This window comes from Pseudomonas sp. CMR5c (assembly GCF_003850545.1).
GTDB lineage: Bacteria > Pseudomonadota > Gammaproteobacteria > Pseudomonadales > Pseudomonadaceae > Aquipseudomonas > Aquipseudomonas piscis.
Genome location: NZ_CP027705.1, coordinates 4252234 through 4273206, shown reverse-complemented (window position 1 = coordinate 4273206; position 20973 = coordinate 4252234). Strand labels below are relative to the sequence as shown.

At 66.2% G+C, this 20973-nt stretch carries 16 protein-coding genes and 2 pseudogenes; 15 read left to right on the top strand and 3 right to left on the bottom strand.

Annotation, left to right across the window (positions count from 1 at the left end; translation table 11 throughout):
• Positions 1-81: 81 nt before the first annotated feature.
• Entirely contained in the window at positions 82-1707 is a 1626-nt protein-coding gene (locus tag C4K40_RS19505; RefSeq protein ID WP_053131239.1) for an NADP-dependent glyceraldehyde-3-phosphate dehydrogenase, read from the bottom strand.
• A 518-nt stretch (positions 1708-2225) separates the two neighbouring features.
• Between C4K40_RS19505 and C4K40_RS19500 the strand changes: the two genes are divergently transcribed.
• From C4K40_RS19500 to C4K40_RS19490, 3 genes are all read left to right on the top strand, one after another.
• Positions 2226-2633, top strand: a complete 408-nt coding sequence (locus tag C4K40_RS19500) for a cytochrome c5 family protein (RefSeq protein WP_053131236.1) — start codon at positions 2226-2228, stop codon at positions 2631-2633.
• A 103-nt stretch (positions 2634-2736) separates the two neighbouring features.
• A complete protein-coding gene (locus C4K40_RS19495) occupies positions 2737-4047 on the top strand; it encodes a D-arabinono-1,4-lactone oxidase (RefSeq protein ID WP_371263423.1) in 1311 nt (436 codons plus the stop codon).
• Between the two features lie 85 nt (positions 4048-4132).
• On the top strand, positions 4133-5341 hold the full coding sequence (locus C4K40_RS19490; RefSeq protein WP_162165115.1) for a DSD1 family PLP-dependent enzyme: 1209 nt from the start codon (positions 4133-4135) through the stop codon (positions 5339-5341).
• 161 nt (positions 5342-5502) lie between these two features.
• On the opposite strand, the gene C4K40_RS19485 is transcribed toward C4K40_RS19490, so the two are convergent.
• Positions 5503-6450 carry a transporter gene (locus C4K40_RS19485; RefSeq protein WP_053131229.1) on the bottom strand — a complete coding sequence of 316 codons (948 nt, stop codon included), beginning with the start codon at positions 6448-6450 and terminating at the stop codon, positions 5503-5505.
• Positions 6451-6711: 261 nt separating this feature from the next.
• Between C4K40_RS19485 and C4K40_RS19480 the strand changes: the two genes are divergently transcribed.
• The 3 genes from C4K40_RS19480 to C4K40_RS19470 all read left to right on the top strand — a co-directional run bounded on the left by C4K40_RS19480 (position 6712) and on the right by C4K40_RS19470 (position 9827).
• Positions 6712-7746, top strand: a complete 1035-nt coding sequence (locus C4K40_RS19480) for an AraC family transcriptional regulator (RefSeq protein ID WP_022639442.1) — start codon at positions 6712-6714, stop codon at positions 7744-7746.
• 207 nt (positions 7747-7953) lie between these two features.
• Positions 7954-8841, top strand: a complete 888-nt coding sequence (locus C4K40_RS19475; protein ID WP_022639441.1) for a Dyp-type peroxidase — start codon at positions 7954-7956, stop codon at positions 8839-8841.
• 17 nt (positions 8842-8858) lie between these two features.
• Entirely contained in the window at positions 8859-9827 is a 969-nt protein-coding gene (locus C4K40_RS19470; RefSeq protein ID WP_172681630.1) for a Gfo/Idh/MocA family protein, read from the top strand.
• 25 nt (positions 9828-9852) lie between these two features.
• Here the strand turns inward: C4K40_RS19470 and C4K40_RS19465 are convergent.
• Positions 9853-10401, bottom strand: a pseudogene (locus C4K40_RS19465) (amidohydrolase family protein); the annotation flags it as partial.
• Between the two features lie 127 nt (positions 10402-10528).
• Here C4K40_RS19465 and C4K40_RS19460 point away from each other — a divergent pair.
• From C4K40_RS19460 to C4K40_RS19420, 9 genes and pseudogenes are all read left to right on the top strand, one after another.
• Positions 10529-10766: pseudogene (locus tag C4K40_RS19460) on the top strand (LysR substrate-binding domain-containing protein); the annotation flags it as partial.
• Between the two features lie 38 nt (positions 10767-10804).
• Positions 10805-11422 (top strand): transcriptional repressor LexA, encoded by a 618-nt coding sequence (gene lexA, locus C4K40_RS19455; RefSeq protein ID WP_053131223.1) that lies wholly within the window; start codon positions 10805-10807, stop codon positions 11420-11422.
• Positions 11422-12039, top strand: a complete 618-nt coding sequence (gene imuA / locus C4K40_RS19450) for a translesion DNA synthesis-associated protein ImuA (RefSeq protein WP_053131221.1) — start codon at positions 11422-11424, stop codon at positions 12037-12039. Before lexA ends, imuA begins: the two co-directional genes overlap by 1 nt.
• Before the next feature lie 7 nt (positions 12040-12046).
• On the top strand, positions 12047-13462 hold the full coding sequence (locus tag C4K40_RS19445) for a DNA polymerase Y family protein (RefSeq protein ID WP_053131218.1): 1416 nt from the start codon (positions 12047-12049) through the stop codon (positions 13460-13462).
• Complete coding sequence (locus tag C4K40_RS19440) at positions 13459-16608, top strand: error-prone DNA polymerase (RefSeq protein ID WP_053131215.1); 3150 nt, start codon at positions 13459-13461, stop codon at positions 16606-16608. The genes C4K40_RS19445 and C4K40_RS19440 overlap by 4 nt, the downstream gene beginning before the upstream one ends.
• Positions 16609-16856: 248 nt before the next feature.
• Positions 16857-17516, top strand: a complete 660-nt coding sequence (locus C4K40_RS19435) for a CsgG/HfaB family protein (protein WP_164485054.1) — start codon at positions 16857-16859, stop codon at positions 17514-17516.
• A 29-nt stretch (positions 17517-17545) separates the two neighbouring features.
• On the top strand, positions 17546-17917 hold the full coding sequence (locus C4K40_RS19430) for a DUF4810 domain-containing protein (protein WP_022639433.1): 372 nt from the start codon (positions 17546-17548) through the stop codon (positions 17915-17917).
• Positions 17914-18570: a DUF799 domain-containing protein gene (locus tag C4K40_RS19425; protein WP_022639432.1), complete on the top strand. Its 657-nt coding sequence runs from the start codon at positions 17914-17916 to the stop codon at positions 18568-18570. Before C4K40_RS19430 ends, C4K40_RS19425 begins: the two co-directional genes overlap by 4 nt.
• Positions 18571-18786: 216 nt before the next feature.
• A complete protein-coding gene (locus tag C4K40_RS19420; RefSeq protein ID WP_053131209.1) occupies positions 18787-20898 on the top strand; it encodes a PAS domain-containing sensor histidine kinase in 2112 nt (703 codons plus the stop codon).
• The last annotated feature ends 75 nt before the right edge of the window (positions 20899-20973 follow it).

Below are 20973 nucleotides of genomic sequence, written 5' to 3'. Positions count from 1 at the left end.
AACGGGCCCAGACCGGTTTCTCCTGTGGTGGGTGAAAGGCAGCGAGTGGGGGGAGCCTGCCAGGCAGGCCCCCGGGCCTTGCTAGAAAATGTAGTCGGTGGTCAGGAAGCTGGAGTCACGGTTGCGGATGATGTCGCTGATCAGCTCCTTGTTGCGCGCCTGGAACTTGGTGGCCACCAGGGTGCGGATCGAGAAGGTGCGCAGCGCGTCATGGACCGATAGCGTGCCCTCGGCGGAGTTCTTGCGCCCGTTGAAGGGGAAGGTGTCCGGGCCGCGCTGGCATTGGGCGTTGATATTGATCCGCCCCACCTGGTTGGCGAAGGCGTCCACCAGCTTGCCGATCTGCGCCGGGTCACTGCCGAACAGGCTCAGTTGCTGGCCGAAGTCCGACTCCAGCACGTAGTCGATCACCGTCTCCAGGTCGCGATAGGGCACGATGGGCACCACCGGGCCGAACTGCTCCTCGTGGTACACGCGCATCTGCGGGTTCACCGGGTACAGCACCGCCGGGTAGAAGAACGAGGCCCGGGACACGCCGCCATCGGGGTTCACCACCTGCGCGCCATGGGCCTGGGCATCGGCCACCAGGCCCTGCAGGTAGTCGACCTTGGTGTTCTCCGGCAGTGGGGTCAGGGCGACGCCGGGCTCCCAGGGCATGCCCGGCTTGAGGCTTTGCAGCTTGGCATTGAATTGCTCGATGAAGCGCTGCACCACCGCTTCGTGGACGAACAGGATCTTCAACGCGGTGCAGCGCTGGCCGTTGAACGACAAGGCGCCGGTCAGGGCTTCGCTGACGGCGTTGTCCAGGTCGGCATCGGGCAGCACGATCCCCGGGTTCTTCGCGTCCAGGCCCAGGGCCGCGCGCAGGCGGTGCGGCTTGGGGTGGAGTTTCTTCAGGTCGCTGGCGGCCTTGTTGGTGCCGATGAAGGCGAAGATGTCCACCTTGCCGCTGGCCATCAGGGCGCTGACGGTCTCGCGGCCGCTGCCGTAGATGACGTTGATCACCCCGGCCGGGAAGCTGTCGCGGAACGCCTCCAGCAATGGGCGGATCAGCAGCACGCCGAGCTTGGCCGGCTTGAACACCACGGTGTTGCCCATGATCAGCGCTGGGATCAGGGTGGTGAAGGTCTCGTTGAGCGGGTAGTTGTAGGGCCCCATGCACAAGGCCACGCCCAGGGGCACGCGGCGGATCTGGCCGAGGGTGTCCTGCTCCAGTTCGAAGCGGCTGGAACGCCGGTCCAGTTCCTTGAGCGCGCCGATGGTGTCGACGATGTAGTCGCAGGTGCGGTCGAATTCTTTCTCCGAATCCTTGAGGTTCTTGCCGATCTCCCACATCAACAGCTTGACCACCGCGGTGCGCTGCTCGCGCATGCGCGCCAGGAAGGCTTCCACATGCTGGATGCGCTCGGCCACGCGCATCGTTGGCCAAGCGCCCTGGCCCCGGTCGTAGGCGCGCACGGCGGCGTCCAGGGCCTGCAGTGCGGTGTCGGCATCCAGCAACGGGGTACTGCCGAGGATCACCTGCTGGTCGCCGTCGGCGCCTGTGAGGTAGATCGGGCTGCGGACCTGGGCCAGGGGGCCGTTCCAGATGCGCAGCTGGCCATCCACCAGGTAGTCGCGCTGCTCCACCGGGTCGGGCAGGCGATAGGCTTCGGGGATGTCGCTGGCGGCAGGAAACAGATTGCTGAGGACTTTGGCTGTGGTCATGACTCTACCCCGTGTTGGAAATGGCTCTGGCGCGGATGACGGGCAATTCGTCGTTCCTGGGTTTATCAGGCCGTTGAAAAACTACCTGCGTTGCCATCGCTGCGTTGAAAACAGTCTGGTGCGCCAGCCCGGTCAAAATGCTCATTTACCACGGGTGAACTGCGCTTTTTCGCCTGTTTTCGCCTTGCGCTGGCTGCCTCGCCTAGGTTTTTCAACGGTCTGTTATACGCCTGAACGGCCGGGTTCTTCAGCAGTTTCTGCGCTCAGCCGGCAGGCGGTCATGGTTCGAGATTAAACGTTTCAGCGAATGCCCGGCAACTGTTCTCGGCGGCCTGCGCCAAGCCTTGGCCTCAGGCTGTCCGAACACAGGCCGGGCGCTCTGGCCGGCTGTCCGGCCAAGTCCCCTTGGCTGGCCGCCAATGCCCTCAACCCGGGGACGCCGGTGCCTTAGTGTTGCCCTGTGAGGTGGGTCCCGTGGCCGGGATCGACCCTTTGCCCGGCTGCCCCGAGGACTGCCTATGCCTAGCGTCACCCTTGCGTTTTCCCCCCCGTTGCGGCGCTTGCTCGCCCCGGCCTGTCGCGGCGCCCTGGTACTGGCCCTGGGCTTGTCCCTGGGCGCTTGCGGCGATGCCGAGCCGCCGGCGCCCGGGCGCCTTGACGCGGCCCGCCAGAGCCCGGCCGACCCGGATCTGGCGCGGATCTACGACAGCAGCTGCAAGCTGTGCCATGCCAACCCGGCTTCCGGCGCGCCGCTGGCCGGCGATGCCAAGGCCTGGGCGCCGCGGCTGGCCCAGGGCGCCGATACCCTGCTGGACCACAGCATCAACGGTTACCAGGGCATGCCGCCCATGGGCCAGTGCATGCAGTGTTCCGAAGAGCAGTTCCTGGCGCTGATCAGCTTTATGTCCGGCCATTCATTCCAATAAAAATACAAGGTCACCTTCCATGGTCATGCACCTCTCTCGCCGTCGCCTGTTGCAAGGGGCCGGCGCCCTCGGCGCATTCACCGCGCTGTGCAGCAACCCGCTGATGGCCGAACTGGTCCGCGCCCCGCGGCTGATTCCCTGGCGCAACTGGTCCGGCGCGCAAAGCTGCCTGCCCGAGGCACGCCTGGCGCCCAAGGACCTGGACGAGCTGGTCCAGGTGATCCGCAAGGCCCCGGGCAAGATCCGCCCGGTGGGCTCGGGGCACTCCTTCAGCGCCCTGGTGCCCACCGACGGCACCTTGCTGTCCCTGGCCTATTTCAACGGCCTGCTGGAGCACGATCCCAAGACCCTGCAGGCGGAGTTCGCCGGCGGTACGCCGATGTCGCTCATGGGGCCGGCGCTCAAGGAGGTGGGGCAGGCCCTGTGGAACATGGCCGATATCGATTACCAGACCCTGGCCGGGGCGATTGCCACCTCGACCCATGGCACCGGGGTCGGCTTCGGTTCCTATTCGAGCCAGGTCTGCGGGTTGCAACTGGTGACCGCCGCTGGCCAGGTGCTGGACTGCGATCGCCAGCGTAACGCCGAGGTGTTCCATGCCGCGCGGGCGTCCCTGGGGGCGCTGGGGGTGACGACCCGGGTGCGCTTGCAGAACCGCGAGGCCTATCGCCTGCGGGAGAAGCAGTGGATCGCCAAGACCGACGAACTGCTGGAGGACATGGACCACCTGACCCGCAGCAACCAGCACTGGGAAATGCTCGTGGTCACCCATTCCGACTACGCCCTGGCGGTGGCGCTGAACGAAACCACGGACCCGGCCACCCCGCCTCGCGATCCGGCCGAGGAGGGCGGCAACGAGTTCGTCAGCCTGATCGAGAACCTGGACAAGTACGTCAGCGATTTTCCCGATACCCGGCGCCACCTGCTCAACAGCCTGCGCTGGCTGGCGAGCTTCGACGAACGGGTGGGCGATTCCTACCAGGTCTACGCCAACGTGCGCAGCGTGCGCTTCAACGAGATGGAGTACTCGGTGCCGGCGCACCTGGGGCCGGCCTGCCTGCGCGAGATCCTCGCGCTGATCCATGACAAGGACCTGCGCACCTGGTTTCCCATCGAGTACCGCTACGTCAAGGCCGACGACATTCCCCTGAGCATGTTCGAGGGGCGCGACAGTTGCTCGATCTCGGTGCACCAGCACTACAGCATGGACCACCACAACTTCTTCGCCGCGGTGGAGCCGATCTTCTGGAAGTACCAGGGGCGCCCACACTGGGGCAAGCACCACAGCCTCAACGCCCGCAACCTCCAGGCGCTGTACCCGCAATGGCAGGCTTTCGCCAAGGTACGCCAGGAGCTGGACCCACGCGGCACATTCATCAACGCCCACCTGGCCTCGGTGCTGGGGGTGGCATGAAGCGGAGATCAGAACCATGAACCGTCGTCGTTTCATGGCCGGCACCCTGGGTGCCGGCGTCTTGTTGGCGGGTGTCGGCGCCTGGCTGCGGCCGGGCGAGCGGGGCGCGCCCTACGATGCCTATTTCGCCGGGCTCAATCGCGAGCTCAAGGCCAACGGGCCGATGCAGCCGGTGATGCTGATCGACCTCGATCGCCTGGACCACAACATCGACGTGGTCATGCAATCGGTGCAGCGCGGCGGCAAGCAACTGCGCCTGGTGGAGAAATCACTGCCGTCGCCCGGGCTGCTGGCCTATATCGCCCAGCGTGCCGGGACTCGGCGCTTGATGTCGTTCCACCAGCCGTTCCTCAACCACGATGCTCAGGTCTTCGCCGACGCCGACATCCTCCTGGGCAAGCCGCTGCCGGTGCGCGCCGCCGAATTGTTCTACCAGCAGCACCAGGGACCGTTCGATCCGGCCCGGCAACTGCAATGGCTGCTGGATACTCCCGAGCGCCTGCAGCAATACCTGGCGCTGGCCCAGGGCCTGGGTACCAGGATGCGCATCAATATCGAGCTGGATGTGGGCCTGCACCGTGGCGGGGTGGCGGACAACGCGGCCCTGGGGCGGATGCTGGCGTTGATCGCCGCTCACCCGCAGCACCTGGAGTTCGCCGGGTTCATGGGGTACGACCCGTTCGTCGACATGGGCGTGCCGGGGATTCTCGGCTCGCCGCAAAGCCTGTTCGCCAAGGTCATGGCGATCTACACAGGCTTCGTCGATTTCACCCGCCAGCAGTACCCGGCGCTATGGCACGCGGGCCTGACCCTGAACACTGCCGGTAGCCCCAGCTATCGGCGGCACGAGCAGGAATCCCTGAGCACCGAGGTCTCGGTGGGCACGGCGATGCTCAAGCCCAGCCACTACGACCTGCCATCCCTGGAACAGCACCAGCCGGCGGCGTTCATCGCCACCCCGGTGCTCAAGAGCACCGGGCCGGTGCGGATCCCGGCCCTGGATGACAAGTCACGGCTGTTGTCCTGGTGGGACAGCAACCAGCGCGAGACCTTCTTCATCTACGGCGGGCACTGGCTGGCGGATTTCGAATCGCCGGCGGGGTTGCAGAGCAACGGCCTGTTCGGTCGCAGCTCCAACCAGGAAATGGTCAACGGCTCAAGTTCCGTGGGCCTGGCGGTGGACGACCATGTCTTCCTGCGCCCGCACCAGAGCGAAGCGGTGCTGCTGCAGTTCGGCGACCTGCTGGCCCTGCGCGGCGGGCGCATCGTCGAGCGCTGGCCGGTCTACGCCTGACCCCCATGGCGCGGCTACACAAAGCCTGTAGCCGCTATCGAGCCACGGCGAGGCTGCGCCAAGGTCCGCAGGACCTTCAGCGATGCCAAGACCGCCGTGGCCCTGCGGGCCATGCGCAACCTGCGGCAGCGGCTACACGAAACCTGTAGCCGCCCGCGGGTTTACAAGGCGAAAGGAATGGTCAGCTTGGCCCACAACATGTCGCCCTCGGGGCGGTTCTGCACGTCGAACTCCTTGGCCCAGCGGATCTCGGCGCTGGCGTACTTGAGAAACCGCAGGTGCAGCGCCGGGCCGATGGCGAACACCTGGCCGCGCACGCCGTCGCTGACGTCCTCGCCCATGAAGGTCACGGTCTTGCCGAACTGCTTGTCGTCGGTGGTCTGCTTCAGGTAGTAGCCGTTGAGCCCCAGGCTCAGGTCATCGGTCACCCGGTAGCTGGCCGAGTAGTCGAAGTGGAAGATCTGCCCGGAGCGGTAGTGAGTGGCGTGGTTCTCCTTGTTGAAGCTGTAGGTGCTCTTGAGCGACAGCTCGGTGCGCTCGGTGGGCAGCCAGGTCATGGAGAACAGCGGCTTGTAGGTGGTGAAGTTGTTGCTGGTGTTGGCCATCCGCTCCTTGTCGTATTCCCCCGTGGGCAGGGTCACCTCCACGGCGGCGGCCAGGGTCAGGTCGGGGCCCATGTCCCAGAGGATGATCGGCGCCAGGGTGGTGTCGCCCATGCTCTCGCGGCGGTCGCTCTGGCCGAACATCGCCACTTGCTGGCGCAGGTAGGGCTGGGCCGCGTAGCCGCCCAGGCGCCCGCCGAAGATGCGTATCGGGCTGAGGTAGTCCAGGCGCGGGATGATCGCGTCGGAGGTGATCTTGACCCCCGGGACCTTGCCGCCCATGGAGCTGATGTCGAGCTTCTTCGCCTGGTAGTGGTTGTAGTAGAGGTTGAAGGAGAACATGTGGTCCGGAAGCTGGTCGGACCCTAGCGGCAGGACGTAGAAACCGTCGGTGCCGGGACCTATGTTGTCGACGCCGGACTCGGTGGCCTGGGCGCTCACGCAGCAAGTGGCCAGGACCAGGGCCAGGCCTGGGCGCAGGGGAAAACTGGGACGGGTCGGGTGCATGGTTGGGCTCATTCTTATTGTTAGTAGGAGGGCTGCGGCGGGGGCACCGGCCGCCCCATAGAAATAAGCCCTGGCCGGCCCGTGGGGCAGGGTATTGGCGGCCACTCAGGGGGACTTTGCCGGACACTTTGCAATGCCTTGTTACATTCCTCCGCCAAAGCCTGTGGGAAGGGATATGCTTGGCCAGGCCGGTGCAGCCTTGGCAGCGGTGTTGTCCCGACAAAATAAGAACAGCCGCCCAAGCGGCCCGGAATCGCCTCCATGAACAAAGCCGTCGATCCCCATGACCAGTTGGCACTGGTTTCACCCTTCCTGCTGCAGACCCTGGCCGATGTCGCCAACGACAAGGGCATCAGCGCCGAGCGCCTGTGCCGTGGGTTGGGATTCACCCTGGAGGACCTGCAGGACCCGACCCTGCGCATCTCCTACCGCCAGGCGGTGGCGATGATCGAGCGGGCCCTGGACGCGTTGCCCCAGCAAGGGCTGGGGCTGTGGGTCGGCAGCCGCAACGTGCTGGGCACCCTGGGCCTGCTGGGCCATGCCCTGTCCCTGTGCCGGACCCTGGGCGACGCCTTCGAACTGGGCATCCGCCACCAGCACACCTCGGGCACCATCGTCAGTGCCGACATCGGGCGCCAGGGCGAGGAGTTCTTCGTCGAGCTGCAATGCCGGTTGCCCTACGGCGAGGTGCAGATCTTCGCCGCCGAGGAGTTCTTCGCCAGCTTGCTGATCTATGGCCGGGCCCTGTTGAGCGCCGACTTCCAGGCGCTGCGGGTGGAGTTCATGCATGCCGCGCCGGCCTATGCCGGGCTCTACACCCAGTTGCTGGGACCGAACGTGCACTTCGGTTGCCTGCACGCGCGCATGGTGATCGAGGCCCGCTGGTTGCAGGCGCGGTTGCCCAATCACCATCCGGTGGCGCTGCGCCAGGCCCTCAAGCTGCTGGAGCTGGAAAGCGCCCAGGTGCACCAGAAGATGGACCTGATCCAGGCGGTGGAGCGGGCCTTGTCCCGGGATTTGCGCTCCGGCAGCCATATCGAGCAGGTGGCGGGGGACCTGAACATGAGCGGGCGCACCTTGCGTCGGCGCCTGACCGAGCACGGCCTGACTTTCGAGACCCTGCTGGAACGGGTGCGCCAGGCGCGGACCCTGAACCTGCTGGGCAACCCCGAGCTGTCCATCGAGCGCATCACCGAAGAGGTGGGCTACAGCGACGTGCGCAGCTTCCGCCGAGCCTTCAAGCGCTGGACCGGCCTGAGCCCCAGCGCCTTTCGCGGAGACGCCGCGCTGCATTGAGCAGGCTTGGCGTTTTTCTGTGGACGCTGCGCGCCCGTACGCAGCCTGCGGCAGCGGCTACGCGAATCCGGTGTAGCCGCTGTCGAGCCAGGGCGAGGCTGCGTCAAGGGCCGCAGGCCCTTCAGCAATCGTAAGATCCAGGTGATCCTGCGGGTCGCGCACGGCCTGCGGCGGCGGTAAACTCCGCGCTTTCATTCAGGAGTTCCCATGAGTTACTACCAGTCCGGCATCCTCGCTGCCCCCGTTCCGTCCCAGGCCCGCCACCTGTTTTTCGCCCTCGAGTCCATCGCGGCGTTGCCCCAGGCGCTCGACCAATTGCTGGCGCGGATCGATGGCGCCAGCGCCGTGGCCGGGTTCGGTGCCTCGCTGGTCAAGGCCCTGGGGGCTCGTGTGCAAGGACTGAAGGCCTTCCCCGGACTGACCGGGGTCGGCGTCGATAACCCTTCGACCCAGCACGCCCTGTGGATCTGGTTGCATGGCGACGAACGTGGCGAGCTGATGCACCGCAGCAATGAACTGGAGGCCGCGCTGGCCCCGGCCTTTCGCCTGGTGCAGATGAACGAGGCCTTCCGCCACAAGACCGGCCATGACCTGACCGGCTACGAAGACGGCACCGAGAACCCCCAGGACGAGGCAGCAGCCACGGCGGCTCTGGCCGTTGGCGAGGCCGGGCTGCGCGGTGGCAGCTTCGCCGCGATCCAGCAGTGGCAGCATGATTTCAAGGGGTTTGCCGCCATGCAGCCCGAAGAGCGTGACAACATCATGGGCCGGCGCCTGAGCGACAACGAGGAACTGGACGACGCCCCGGTCTCGGCCCACGTCAAGCGCACGGCCCAGGAAAGCTTCGCCCCTGAAGCCTTCCTCGTCCGGCGTTCGATGCCGTGGTTGGAAGGTGACAAGGGCGGCCTGATGTTCCTCGCCTTCGGCCACTCCTTCAGTGCCTTCGAAGCCCAGCTGCGGCGCATGAGCGGCCTGGAAGACGGCATCACCGATGGCCTGTACCGCATGAGCCGGCCGATCACCGGTGGCTACTACTGGTGCCCACCGCTGCACAATGGCCAGCTCGACCTGCGCGCGCTGCAAGCGTCGAAATGAACACCGGGGCCGAGCCGCTGCGGACCGTGCGCTGGGGCATGATCGGTTGCGGCAGTGTCACAGAGCGCAAGAGCGGCCCGGCCTTCTACAAGGTTCCGGGGTCGGCGCTGGTTGCGGTGATGGGGCGCCGGGCCGAGGCGGTGCGCGACTATGCGCAGCGCCACGGCATTGCCCGCTGGTACACCGATGCCCAGGCCCTGATCGACGACCCCGAGGTGGACGCGGTGTACATCGCCACGCCCCCCGATAGCCATTACGCCTACAGCCTGCAAGTGGCCGCTGCCGGCAAGCATTGCTGCGTGGAAAAACCCATGGCCCTGCATGCCGGGCAAAGCCTGGCCATGCAGCAGGCCTTCGAGCAGGCCGGGCTGCATCTGTTCGTCTCCTATTACCGGCGTTCCTTGCCGCGCTTTGCGCAGGTGCGGCAATGGCTGGCGGATGGGCGCATCGGTACGGTCCGGCACCTGCACTGGAGCCTGAGCAAGGCTGCCTCCGAGGCCGACCGCAGCGGCGCGGCCAACTGGCGTACCGACCCGCAAGTGGCTGGCGGCGGCTATTTCGCCGATTTGGCCAGCCATGGCCTGGACCTGTTCCAGTACCTGCTGGGCGATATCGTCGAGGTGGCCGGCTTCAGCACCCGCCAGGCCGGGCTGTATGCCGCCGAGGATGCGGTCAGCGCCAGCTGGCGTTTCGCCTGTGGGGCGCTGGGCAGCGGTGCCTGGAACTTCGTCGCCGACCGTCGGGTGGATCGGGTGGAAATCATCGGCAGCCAGGGGCGCATCAGCTTTTCGGTTTTCGACGAGCAGCCGTTGCAACTCGAAGCCGAAGAGACCCTGAGCCTGTTCATTGATACGCCCGAGCACATCCAGTGGCATCACGTGCAGGGCATGAACGCCCATATCCGCGGCCAGGCCTGGCACCCGGCCCTGGCCAGCGAAGCCCTGAAGACCGACCGGGTGATGGACCGGATCCTGCAGCGCGGCTGATCCCGGGGCGCCCGCCTTTCGGGCCCCCGGCGCGCTTTAGCATGATGTCATTGGCCCAAGCGGTATGGTGATCGCTGCCGGTGAATACCACCGGCACACTGGCCCATTCTTCCTGGTTGAATCGTCGGCCCAGGGCCTCTGCCTGAGCCCAATAAGCCGAGCTTATGCCGGCGAGGCTGAGGACATCGGCATGCTTGGCGGTGCCGTCGTCACGCCAGGCACGCAAGCGTTTTTCCAGTTCGTGGAGGCTGACCACTTCGTCTTGCATATTGGCGCTGGTCATTTCCAGGCCACCGAAGATCGCATGGGAGTGGGTGTCGATCAGACCTGGCATCAGGGTCTTGCCACCCAGGTCGACGACCCGGGTATGACTGTCGATCAGGTTCTTGATCTGCGGGTCACTGCCGGTTTGCAGGATCTTGCCGTTTTCCACTGCCAGGGCTTGGGCCTTGGGTCTAGCGTGGTCGGCGCTGAAAGTCTGGCCGTTGAACAGCACCAGGTCGGCGGCAGCCATGGCTTCCAAGGAGGCAAAACTCATGGCGACAAGCAACAGCGTCGGGGTCAATCTTTTCATTGAGTGTTTCCCTGTCATTGCGTCTGATCGCCAAATTAGGAGCGGTCCGCAGTGGGTAGAACGGACGATTCATGAAAAACATTTTTGCCTGAATGGAAAAATCATGGACAAGTTGAATGCCTTGAAGATGTTCGTGGCCAATGCCCTGGCTGGACGCGGTGTGTTGCACACCCCGTTGTGGAGCGTCGCGCCTTATCTGGCCGACGGGCGCCTGGTACGTTTGATGGCCGGCTATGAAATCGACCTGGACAGCTTCGGGCCGCACATCACTTGCGGTCTATCCCAGCCACCGTCGAGCGACGGCCAAAGTGCAGGCGTTCATCGCCTATGTCAGCGGTTTTTTGAGTAGCTGTGGCCTGGACTGATTGGCGGTTCTTGTCAGAAAATTCCGAGAAGAGTACAAATGTACTCCATGACGACTTTATCTCCCCGGCGCAGTGCCATCCTGACCTTTATCCGCGAACGCATCGCCGATCGCGGCCAGCCGCCGAGCCTTGCCGAGATCGCCGAGGCCTTCGGTTTCGCCTCGCGTAGCGTGGCGCGCAAGCATGTACTGGCCTTGACCGAGGCCGGTTTCATCGAGGTCAACTCGCATCAGGCGCGGGGTATCCGCCTGCTCAACCAGGCGCCACGCCCCGAGCTGCTGGAGATCCCGGTGTTGGGCCGGGTCGCCGCCGGTGCGCCGATCGGCGTCGATGCCGAGATCCACGGCCAGTTGCTGCTGGACCCGGGGTTGTTCTCACGCACGCCCGACTACCTGTTGCGGGTCCAGGGCGACTCGATGATCGACGACGGCATTTTCGACGGCGACCTGGTGGCGGTACGCCGCAGCGCCGAGGCACGCAATGGCCAGACGGTGATCGCCCGGCTCGATGGCGAGGTGACCATCAAGCGCTTCGAGCGCAAGGGCCAGGGCATTCGCCTGCTGCCACGCAACCCGGCCTACCAGCCGATCGAGGTCACGGCCGACCACGAGCTGTTCATCGAAGGCGTGTTCTGTGGCCTGGTGAGGCAGGGCTGATGGGCGCCGTGGTCGCACTGGACTCGCTGTTCAATGCCGGGCAGGTCTGGAAGGGTCGCCCGGCGGCCGTGCCCGCCAGTGTGCATGCCACCGGCCACGCGGCCCTGGATGCGGTGCTGCCCAGTGGCGGCTGGCCGGAAGCGGCGTTGACGGAAATCCTTGTCGCCGCCCAGGGCCTGGGCGAGTTGCAATTGCTCTGGCCGAGCCTGGCGCGGCTGGCGGCGGCGGGGGAGCGCATTGTCCTGGTGGCGCCGCCGTTCGTGCCTTTCCCCCTGGCCTGGCAGAACGCCGGGGTGGATCTGCGCCAGTTGTCGATCATCCAGGCCGCAGAGCGCGATGCCTTGTGGGCCGCTGAACAGTGCCTGCGCTCGGGCAGTTGCGGCGCGGTGTTGTGCTGGCCGCAACAGGCCGACGACCGGGCCCTGCGGCGCTTGCAGGTGGCGGCCGAAAGCGGCCAGACCCTGGCCTTCGCCTACCGTCCCCTGGAGGCCGCGCACAATCCGTCGCCAGCGGCCTTGCGCCTGACCTTGCAGGGCCATCCTGCGCAGTTGCGGATTCTCAAGTGCCGGGGTGGCCTGGCCCATCCACAACCGATTGCCCTGCAGGCCGGGCACTGAGGCCGACATGCGCTGGGTGTGCATCCTGTTCCCGCAATTGGCGCTGGACGCGGTACTGCGCCAGCGCGCCGAGCCCCAGGCGCCGCTGGCGCTGTTCAGCGGCAGCCCGCAACGCCGAGTGATCCAGGCGGTGAACGACGCCGCCCGCGAGCTGGGGTTGCGTCCCGGGCAATCGCTGACGGCCGCCCAGGCCCTGACCCAGGATTTCGCCTGTGCCGAGTACGACCCCCAGCAGATCGATCACTGGCAGCAGTTCCTTGCCGCCTGGGCCTATGGCTTCAGCTCCCAGGTCAGCGTGGCCTATCCGCGCACCCTGGTGCTGGAAATCGAATCGAGCCTGGGCCTGTTCGGGCCTTGGCCACAGTTGCAGGCTCGCCTGCGCCAGGAACTGCAGGCATTGGGCTTTCGCCATCGCATCGTCGCGGCTCCGAACCCGGCGGCGGCCCGGGTCCTGGCCAATGCCTACGATGGCCTGGCGGTGGCCGGCGAGCAGGACCTGCACCAGGCCCTGGGGCCGATGCCCATCGAGCGCCTGGGGTTGGCAGCAGAGCAGGCCACGGCCTTGTCGCGCATGGGCGTGCGCAGCTTCGCCCAGCTCCGGCAGTTGCCGCGCCAGAGCCTGGCCCGGCGCTTCGACGCCAGCTTGCTCAAGCAACTCGATACCCTGCTTGGCGAACGTGCGCTGGGGCTGGCCTTCTACCAGCCGCCGGATCGTTTCGACCTGCGCATCGAGCTGAACTTCGATGTGCAGTCCCACCAGGCGCTGCTGTTTCCCCTGCGTCGCCTGACCGCCGACCTGGCGGCTTTTCTCTGTGGCCGCGACAGTGGCGTGCAGCGCTTCGTCCTGCACCTGGAGCACGCCGAAGGCGCTAACACCCTGGTCCCGGTAGGGCTGCTGGGTGCCGAGCGCGACCCGGCGCTGCTCTTCGAGCTGGCCCGCGGGCGCCTGGAGCAGATCCAGGTGCCCGCTGCGGTGCGCAACCTGCGCCTGGTGGCCGAGGACTTGCCACTGTTCGTGCCCCGGCATACGGAGCTGTTCGAGGAGCGGCCACAGCAGAACCTGCCCTGGGAGCAATTGCGCGAACGGCTGCGGGCGCGCCTGGGGGACGATGCGGTACAGGGCCTGGGCTATCGCGCCGACCACCGCCCGGAGCTCAGTTGGCAGCCCCAGGCCGATCCGCGTCCGTGTCCGGCCAACCCGGGCTTGCGTCGCCCAGGCTGGCTGCTGACCGAACCCCAGCCACTGGGCGAAGGTTCGGTGCAAATCGTCATGGGCCCGGAGCGCATCGAGTCCGGTTGGTGGGACGGTGCCGATGTGCGCCGCGACTATTACCTGGTCCAGACCCGCGCTGGCCAGCAGGGCTGGGCTTATCGCCAGGTAGGCGAACCCGGGCCGCTGTTGCTGCAAGGCTGGTTCGCATGAGCGGCTACGCCGAGCTGCATTGCCTGTCCAATTTCAGCTTCCAGCGTGGCGCCTCCAGTGCCCGGGAGTTGTTCGAGCGCGGCCAGGCCCTGGGCTACCAGGCCCTGGCGATCACCGACGAATGCACTCTGGCCGGTATCGTGCGGGCCTGGCAGGCCGCCCGCGAGACTGGCTTGAAGCTGATCGTCGGCAGTGAAATGCAGGTCGAGGAGGGCCCGCGCCTGGTGCTGCTGGTGCAAGAGCTGGCCGGTTACCAGGCCCTGTGCCGGCTGATCACCCGGGCCCGGCGCCGGGCCGAGAAGGGGTGTTATCGCCTGTTGCGGGAGGATTTCGCCGAGCCCTTGCCCGGGTTGCTGGCGTTGTGGCTGGTCGATGAGAAAGGCGATGAGAAGGACGACCCCGATGCGGCGTCCTGGTTGCGCCAGGTGTTCCCCGAGCGGCTGTGGCTGGCGGTGGAACTGCATTGCGGCCAGGACGATGCCCGGCGGTTGCAGCAACGCTTGGCCCTGGCCCGGCAACTGCGCCTGCCAGCGGTGGCCTGCGGTGATGTGCACATGCATGTGCGTGGACGCCGGGCCCTGCAGGACACCATGACCGCGATCCGCCACCACCTGCCGGTGGCCGAGGCCGGGCAGCGCCTGTTCGCCAATGGCGAGCGCCACCTGCGGCCGCTGCCGGTACTGCAAGGCCTGTACCCCCAGGCGCTGCTCGATGAGTCGCTGGTGATTGCCGAGCGCTGCCACTTCGACCTCGGCCAGTTGCGCTACCAGTACCCCCGGGAGCTGGTGCCCGAGGGCCACGACGCCGGTTCCTGGCTGCGGGTCCTGGTCCGCGAAGGAATTGCCCGGCGCTGGCCCGCCGGGGCCCGGCCCGAGGTGCTGGCGCAGATCGAGAACGAGTTGCAGGTGATCGGCGAGCTGGGCTACGAGAGCTACTTCCTCACGGTGCATGACATCGTCGCGTTCGCCCGCGAGCGGCACATTCTCTGCCAGGGCCGCGGCTCGGCGGCCAACTCGGTGGTGTGTTTCGTCCTGGGCATCACCGCGATCGACCCGGATCGTTCGGTGATGCTGTTCGAGCGGTTCCTGTCCAGGGAGCGCAACGAACCGCCGGACATCGACGTCGATTTCGAGCACGAGCGCCGCGAAGAGGTGCTGCAGTACGTGTTCCGGCGCTATGGCCGGCATCGCGCGGCGTTGACGGCGGTGGTCAGCACCTATCACGGCGCCGGGGCGGTGCGCGACGTGGCCAAGGCCCTGGGCCTGCCGCCGGACCAGGTCAATGCCCTGGCCGCCTGCTGTGGCCGCTGGAGCGATAGCGCGCCTGATCTCGAACGCCTGCGCGAAGCCGGTTTCGACCCCGAGAACCCGCTGCTGCGCCGGGTCCTGAGCCTGACCGGGCAGTTGATCGGCTTTCCCCGGCACCTGTCCCAGCACCCCGGTGGCTTCGTGATTTCCGAGCAGCCCCTGGACAGCCTGGTGCCGGTGGAGAACGCCAGCATGGCCGAGCGCACGGTGATCCAGTGGGACAAGGACGACCTGGACATGGTCGGCCTGCTCAAGGTGGATATCCTCGCCCTGGGCATGCTCAGCGCCATCCGCCGCTGTTTCGACCTGATCCATGGCTATCGCGGCCAGCGCTATAGCCTCACCAGCATTCCCAGCGAAGACCCGGCGACCTACGCGATGATCGGCCGGGCCGATACCATCGGCGTGTTCCAGATCGAGTCGCGGGCGCAGATGTCGATGCTGCCCCGGCTCAAGCCGAAGAAGTTCTACGACCTGGTGATCGAGGTGGCCATCGTCCGCCCCGGGCCGATCCAGGGCGGCATGGTCCACCCGTACCTGCGCCGGCGCGATAAGAAGGAACCGGTGACCTATCCCTCGCCAGCACTGCAAGAGGTGCTGGTGCGTACCCTGGGGGTGCCGCTGTTCCAGGAGCAGGTGATGCAGATCGCGGTAGTGGCGGCCGACTACACCCCGGGCGAGGCCGATCAGCTGCGTCGTTCCATGGCGGCCTGGAAGCGCCATGGCGGGCTGGAGCCCCATCGCCAGCGCTTGCTCAAGGGCATGACGGGCAAGGGCTACAGCGAGGAATTCGCGGCGCAGATCTTCGAGCAGATCAAGGGCTTTGGCAGCTATGGTTTTCCCGAGTCCCATGCCGCCAGTTTCGCCCTGCTGACCTATGCCAGCTGCTGGCTCAAGCGCCATGAGCCGGCGGCCTTCGCCTGCGCCCTGATCAACAGTTGGCCCATGGGCTTCTACAGTCCGGACCAGATCCTCCAGGATGCTCGCCGCCATGGCCTGGAGATCCGCCCGGTGGATATTCGCACCAGCAGCTGGGATTGCAGCCTGGAGCCGGTCCACCGCTCCGGGCGTGATGAGCAGGGCGCCAGCGCTGGGGCGGCAGGCGCTGCGCAGGACCGTGTACCTGGCCAGCCGGCCCTGCGCCTGGGGCTGCGGATGATCAAGGGTTTTCGTCAGGAGGACGCCCTGCGTATCGAGCAGGCCCGGGACCAGCGGGCCTTTGCCGATATCGCCGACCTCGGGGAGCGGGCCCGGCTCGATCTGCGGGCCCAGGAATTGCTGGCCGATGCCGGGGCCCTGCAGGGCCTGGCCGGTAATAGGTTCCAGGCCCGCTGGCAGGTGGCCGGGGTGCAGCAGCAGTTGGGGCTGTTCGCCGGCTTGCCAGGCCAGGAGGAGGCGCCGGTGAACCTGCCCCGGCCCAGTGTCGGCGAGGACCTGTATGCCGATTACCACAGCCTGGGCACTACCCTGGGGCCGCATCCCCTGGCCTTGCTCCGGCCGCAGCTTACGGCCCGGCGCTGCCGCAGCTCCCGGGACTTGCAGGGGGTGGAGCATGGGCGGGCGGTGAGCGTGGCCGGGCTGGTCACTGGGCGCCAACGCCCGGGCACCGCCAGCGGAGTGACCTTCGTCACCCTGGAGGACGAGTTTGGCAATCTCAACGTGGTGGTCTGGCGCGATCTGGCCGAACGCCAGCGCCGGGTGCTGGTGGGCGCGCAGTTGCTGCGGGTCGACGGCACCCTGGAGACCGAGGGCGAGGTACGCCACCTGGTGGCCGGGCGCTTGAGCGACCTGACCCCGCTGCTGGCCGGGATCAAGGTACCCAGCCGGGATTTTCGTTGAACGATCAAGGGCTTGCCTGGATACCTGGAAATGCTCTGCCAATCCATTGGCGTCAAGGCTTTTTTATTCCTTTTCGCGATGATAGCGCTTTGGCATAATCGCCGCCGGTGACGCCCCCCGCGTCAAGATCCAGAACATCCGAACCGTCTTTTTCGAACCCGTGCCTATACGGATTCGCGGTGGTTGGTGGGTGCAAGAGCAGTTGGATACTCAAAAAGGAACATAGAGTGAGAGTGATCTCGAAGTTGATGTTGTCGGGCGCTGCAGTGGCGGTGCTGGCAGGTATGAGCGGTTGTGCCACGGAAAGCTCCCGGGCCTTGCCGGTGGAAAAGGTCCAGAGCGCCAGCCAGGCCTGGAGTGGTACCCGGGTGCCGATGGCGGTGGGCAAGTTCGATAACCGCTCCAGCTACATGCGCGGGATTTTCTCCGATGGTGTCGACCGCCTCGGCGGCCAGGCCAAGACCATCCTCATCACTCACTTGCAGCAGACCAACCGCTTCAACGTGCTGGATCGCGACAACATGGGCGAGATCCAGCAGGAAGCGGCGATCAAGGGCCACGCACAGAAGCTCAAGGGCGCGGATTTCGTGGTGACCGGCGACGTTACCGAGTTCGGCCGCAAGGAAACCGGCGATCACCAGCTGTTCGGCATTCTCGGCCGTGGCAAGACCCAGGTGGCCTACGCCAAGGTGGCCTTGAACATCGTCAATATCAGCACCTCCGAAGTGGTCTATTCCACCCAGGGCGCCGGCGAATACGCCTTGTCCAACCGTGAAGTGATCGGCTTCGGCGGCACGGCCTCCTACGACTCGACCCTCAACGGCAAGGTCCTGGACCTGGCCATGCGCGAGGCGGTCAACCGCATGGTCGAGGCCATCGACGCCGGCGCCTGGAAACCAGGTCGCTGATCACCACTGCCAACAGGGAAAGTGCACATATGTTCAAGATCATGATGGCCCGGCCAGCGCTGGCCGCTGTCGTGCTGGGCAGCGTATTGCTGGCCGGCTGCAGCGGGCCGAAGACGCTGTACCAGTGGGAAAGCTACCAGTCCCAGACCTACGAGTACTTCAAGGGCGAGGGCGCCCGCGAGGCCCAGGTCGAGGCGCTGGAGCGCGACCTGCAGAAAATCAAGTCCACCGGCAAGGCGGTGCCGCCGGGTTACCACGCACACCTGGGCATGCTCTACGCCGGCCTGGGCAAGGATGACCAGATGGTGCAGCAGTTCAACACCGAGAAGGCGCTGTTTCCGGAGTCGGCGAAGTACATGGACTTCCTGCTCAAGAACGCCAAGCAGGGGGCCGCGCAATGAACCTGTCGACCCTGCGCAACCTCCTGGGCCTGCTGACGGTCAGCCTGCTGGTGGGCTGCGCCGCCCCCAAGACCGTGGACTACGCGGCCTACAAACAAGCCAGGCCGAAGTCGATCCTGGTGCTGCCGCCGCTCAACGAGTCGCCGGACGTCAAGGCCACCTACAGCATGCTGTCCCAGGTGACGCTGCCGTTGGCCGAAGCCGGTTACTACGTGATGCCGATCGCGGTGGTGGACGAAACCTTCCGTCATAACGGCCTGACCAACCCGGCGGATATCCACGGCCTGCCGCCCACCAAGCTCAACGAAATCTTCGGCGCCGATGCCGGCCTGTACATCACCGTCAAGGAGTACGGCACCAGCTACATGCTGATCAGCAGCGAGACCGCGGTGACCGCCAGCGCCACCCTGGTCGACCTCAAGACCGGCACCACCCTGTGGACCGGCAGCGCCCGGGCTTCGAGCGAGGAAGGCAACAACAACAGCGGGGGCCTGGTGGGCATGCTGATCACCGCCGCGGTGAAGCAGATCGTCAACACCTCCACCGACGCCGGCCATCCGATCGCCGGTGTCACCAGCCAGCGCCTGCTGTCGGCCGGGCAACACAACGGCCTGCTGTACGGTCCGCATTCGCCGAAATACGGCACCGACTGATTCACCCGGGGCGGGCAATCCGCCCCCTACCAGGCGGCGCCGCGAGCGTCCGCCTGGACTGGCCGGCATCGCCTATCCTGTCTGTTCAGTCTTGCCGGGTACGCAGGTCCAGGTGAAATCTGGAAACCATTGCCCCGGCCAGGCCTCCAAGGCTCGAGGGCGGTGTGCAGCCCTTTGCCAATCCATGCCGTGCCACGTTCTTCACAGAGTCCGTTCATGCCGTTCTTATCCGATCATCACGGGTGCCAGGGCTGGAAAGGCGAGATGGCCAGTCGCATCCGCGCCTTCGACTGGTCCCTGACCAGCCTCGGCCCGTTGCAGCACTGGAGCCACAGCCTGCGCAGCACGGTGCAACTGATGCTCGGTTCGCCCGTGCCGATGGTGATGCTCTGGGGCCCCCTGGGCTACATGATCTACAACGACGCCTATGCGGTCTTCGCCGGCGGACGCCATCCCTACCTGCTCGGTTGCGCGGTGGAGCGCGGCTGGCCGGAAGTGGCCGAGTTCAATCGCGGGGTGATGAACACCTGCCTGAGCGGCGGCACCCTGACCTACCACAACAAGGATCTGGTGCTGCTGCGCAACGGGGCGCCGGAGAGTGTCTGGCTGGACCTCTACTACAGCCCGGTGGCCGATGATGACCAGGCCCCGGCCGGGGTCATCGCCGTCGTCGTGGAAACCACCGCCCACGTGATTTCCGAGCAGCGCCGGCAGGCTGCCGAGGCGGCCTACCGCGCCGAGAACGAGCGAGTCCAGCTGGCCTTGAACGCCGGGGCGTTGCTCGGTTCCTTCGTGTGGGACATCCAGCACGACAGGTTTTCCAGCGACGAGCGTTTTGCCCGGACCTTTTCCTACCCGGTCGGGCAAGCCCTGGACGATTTGCCGATCGCCGTCGCCGAAAGCCGCATCCATCCCGATGACCTGCCACGCATTCGCGAACTGGTGGACTACAGCCTGACCCATGGCGGCGCGTACAACGCGGAATATCGGATACGTCGCGCCGACGATAGCTACAGCTGGGTGCTGGCCTGCGGTCGTTGCGAGCTCGACGACCAGGGCCGGGCCTTGCGCTTTCCCGGGGTGCTGATCGATATCCAGGAGCGCAAGCTCGCCGAAGAAGCCTTGCGCCAGTTGACCCGCGACCTGGAGCAGCGGGTGCTCAAGGAGGTCGACGCGCGGTTGAGCGCCGAGGAGCGCCTGCGCCAGGCGCAGAAGCTCGAGGCCATCGGCGGGCTCACCGGTGGCGTGGCCCATGACTTCAACAACCTGTTGCAGGTGATCTCCGGCAACCTGCACCTGCTGGCCCGCCACGAGCCGGATAACGCCAATGTGCAACGACGGACCGGGGCCGCGCTGGCGGCGGTGGAGCGCGGGGCCAAGCTGTCGGCGCAGCTGCTGGCCTTCGCCCGGCGCCAGCCGTTGTCCCCGGCGGTCTACGATCCGCGCCACCTGTATGAAGACCTGGGCGAACTGTTGCAACGCGCCCTGGGGGAAACCATCAGCATCGAAGTGCAGTTGCCCGCAGACCCCTGGTGCATCCATGTCGACCGCAACCAGCTGGAGAATGCGGTGCTCAACCTGGTGCTCAATGCCCGGGATGCCATGGGCGGCGAGGGCAGCATCCTGATCCGCGCCGAGAACCTGGTGCTGGAGCGCGAGCAATGCCTGGGCAAGGACATCGAGCCGGGCCAGTACCTGTGCCTGACCGTGGCCGATAGTGGTGGTGGCATGTCGGCCGAGGTCTTGGCGCAGGCCTTCGAGCCGTTCTTCACCACCAAGAGCGATAGCCATGGCACCGGCCTGGGCCTGAGCATGGTGTTCGGTTTCGTCAAGCAAAGCGGCGGCCATGTGGAGATCCTCAGCAGCCCCGAGCAGGGGACCCGGGTCCGGATGTATTTCGCCCGTTGCCCCGATCGCGAAGTGGCCAGCGCACGCAAGCCCCATGGCCAGGGCGCGGGCGGCCAGGAGAGCATCCTGGTGGTGGAGGACAACGTCGATGTGCGCAGCGCCGCAGTGGAGATGCTCAGGCTCGAGGGATACCGGGTCAGTACCGCGGCCAGCGGCGATGTCGCCATGCAGATGTTGCTGGAGGGGCTCAAGGTGGACCTGATCTTCACCGACGTGGTGATGCCCGGCTTGATCAAGAGCACCGAACTTGCCACCTGGGCCAAGACCCAGGCCCCGCCGATCGCCGTGCTGTTCACCTCCGGGCACACTCGCGACCTGATCTCGCGGGACCATTTGCTCAGCCCGGACACTTACCTGTTGAGCAAGCCCTACGGACCCGAGGACTTGAGCGCCATGGTGCGCTCGCTGCTGGGGACCTGACGGCGCCAGTGTGACGCGGCGCATGAAAATCCAATCGGCCTGACGACAAACTGGCGCCAGGCTTCTAGTCTGTAC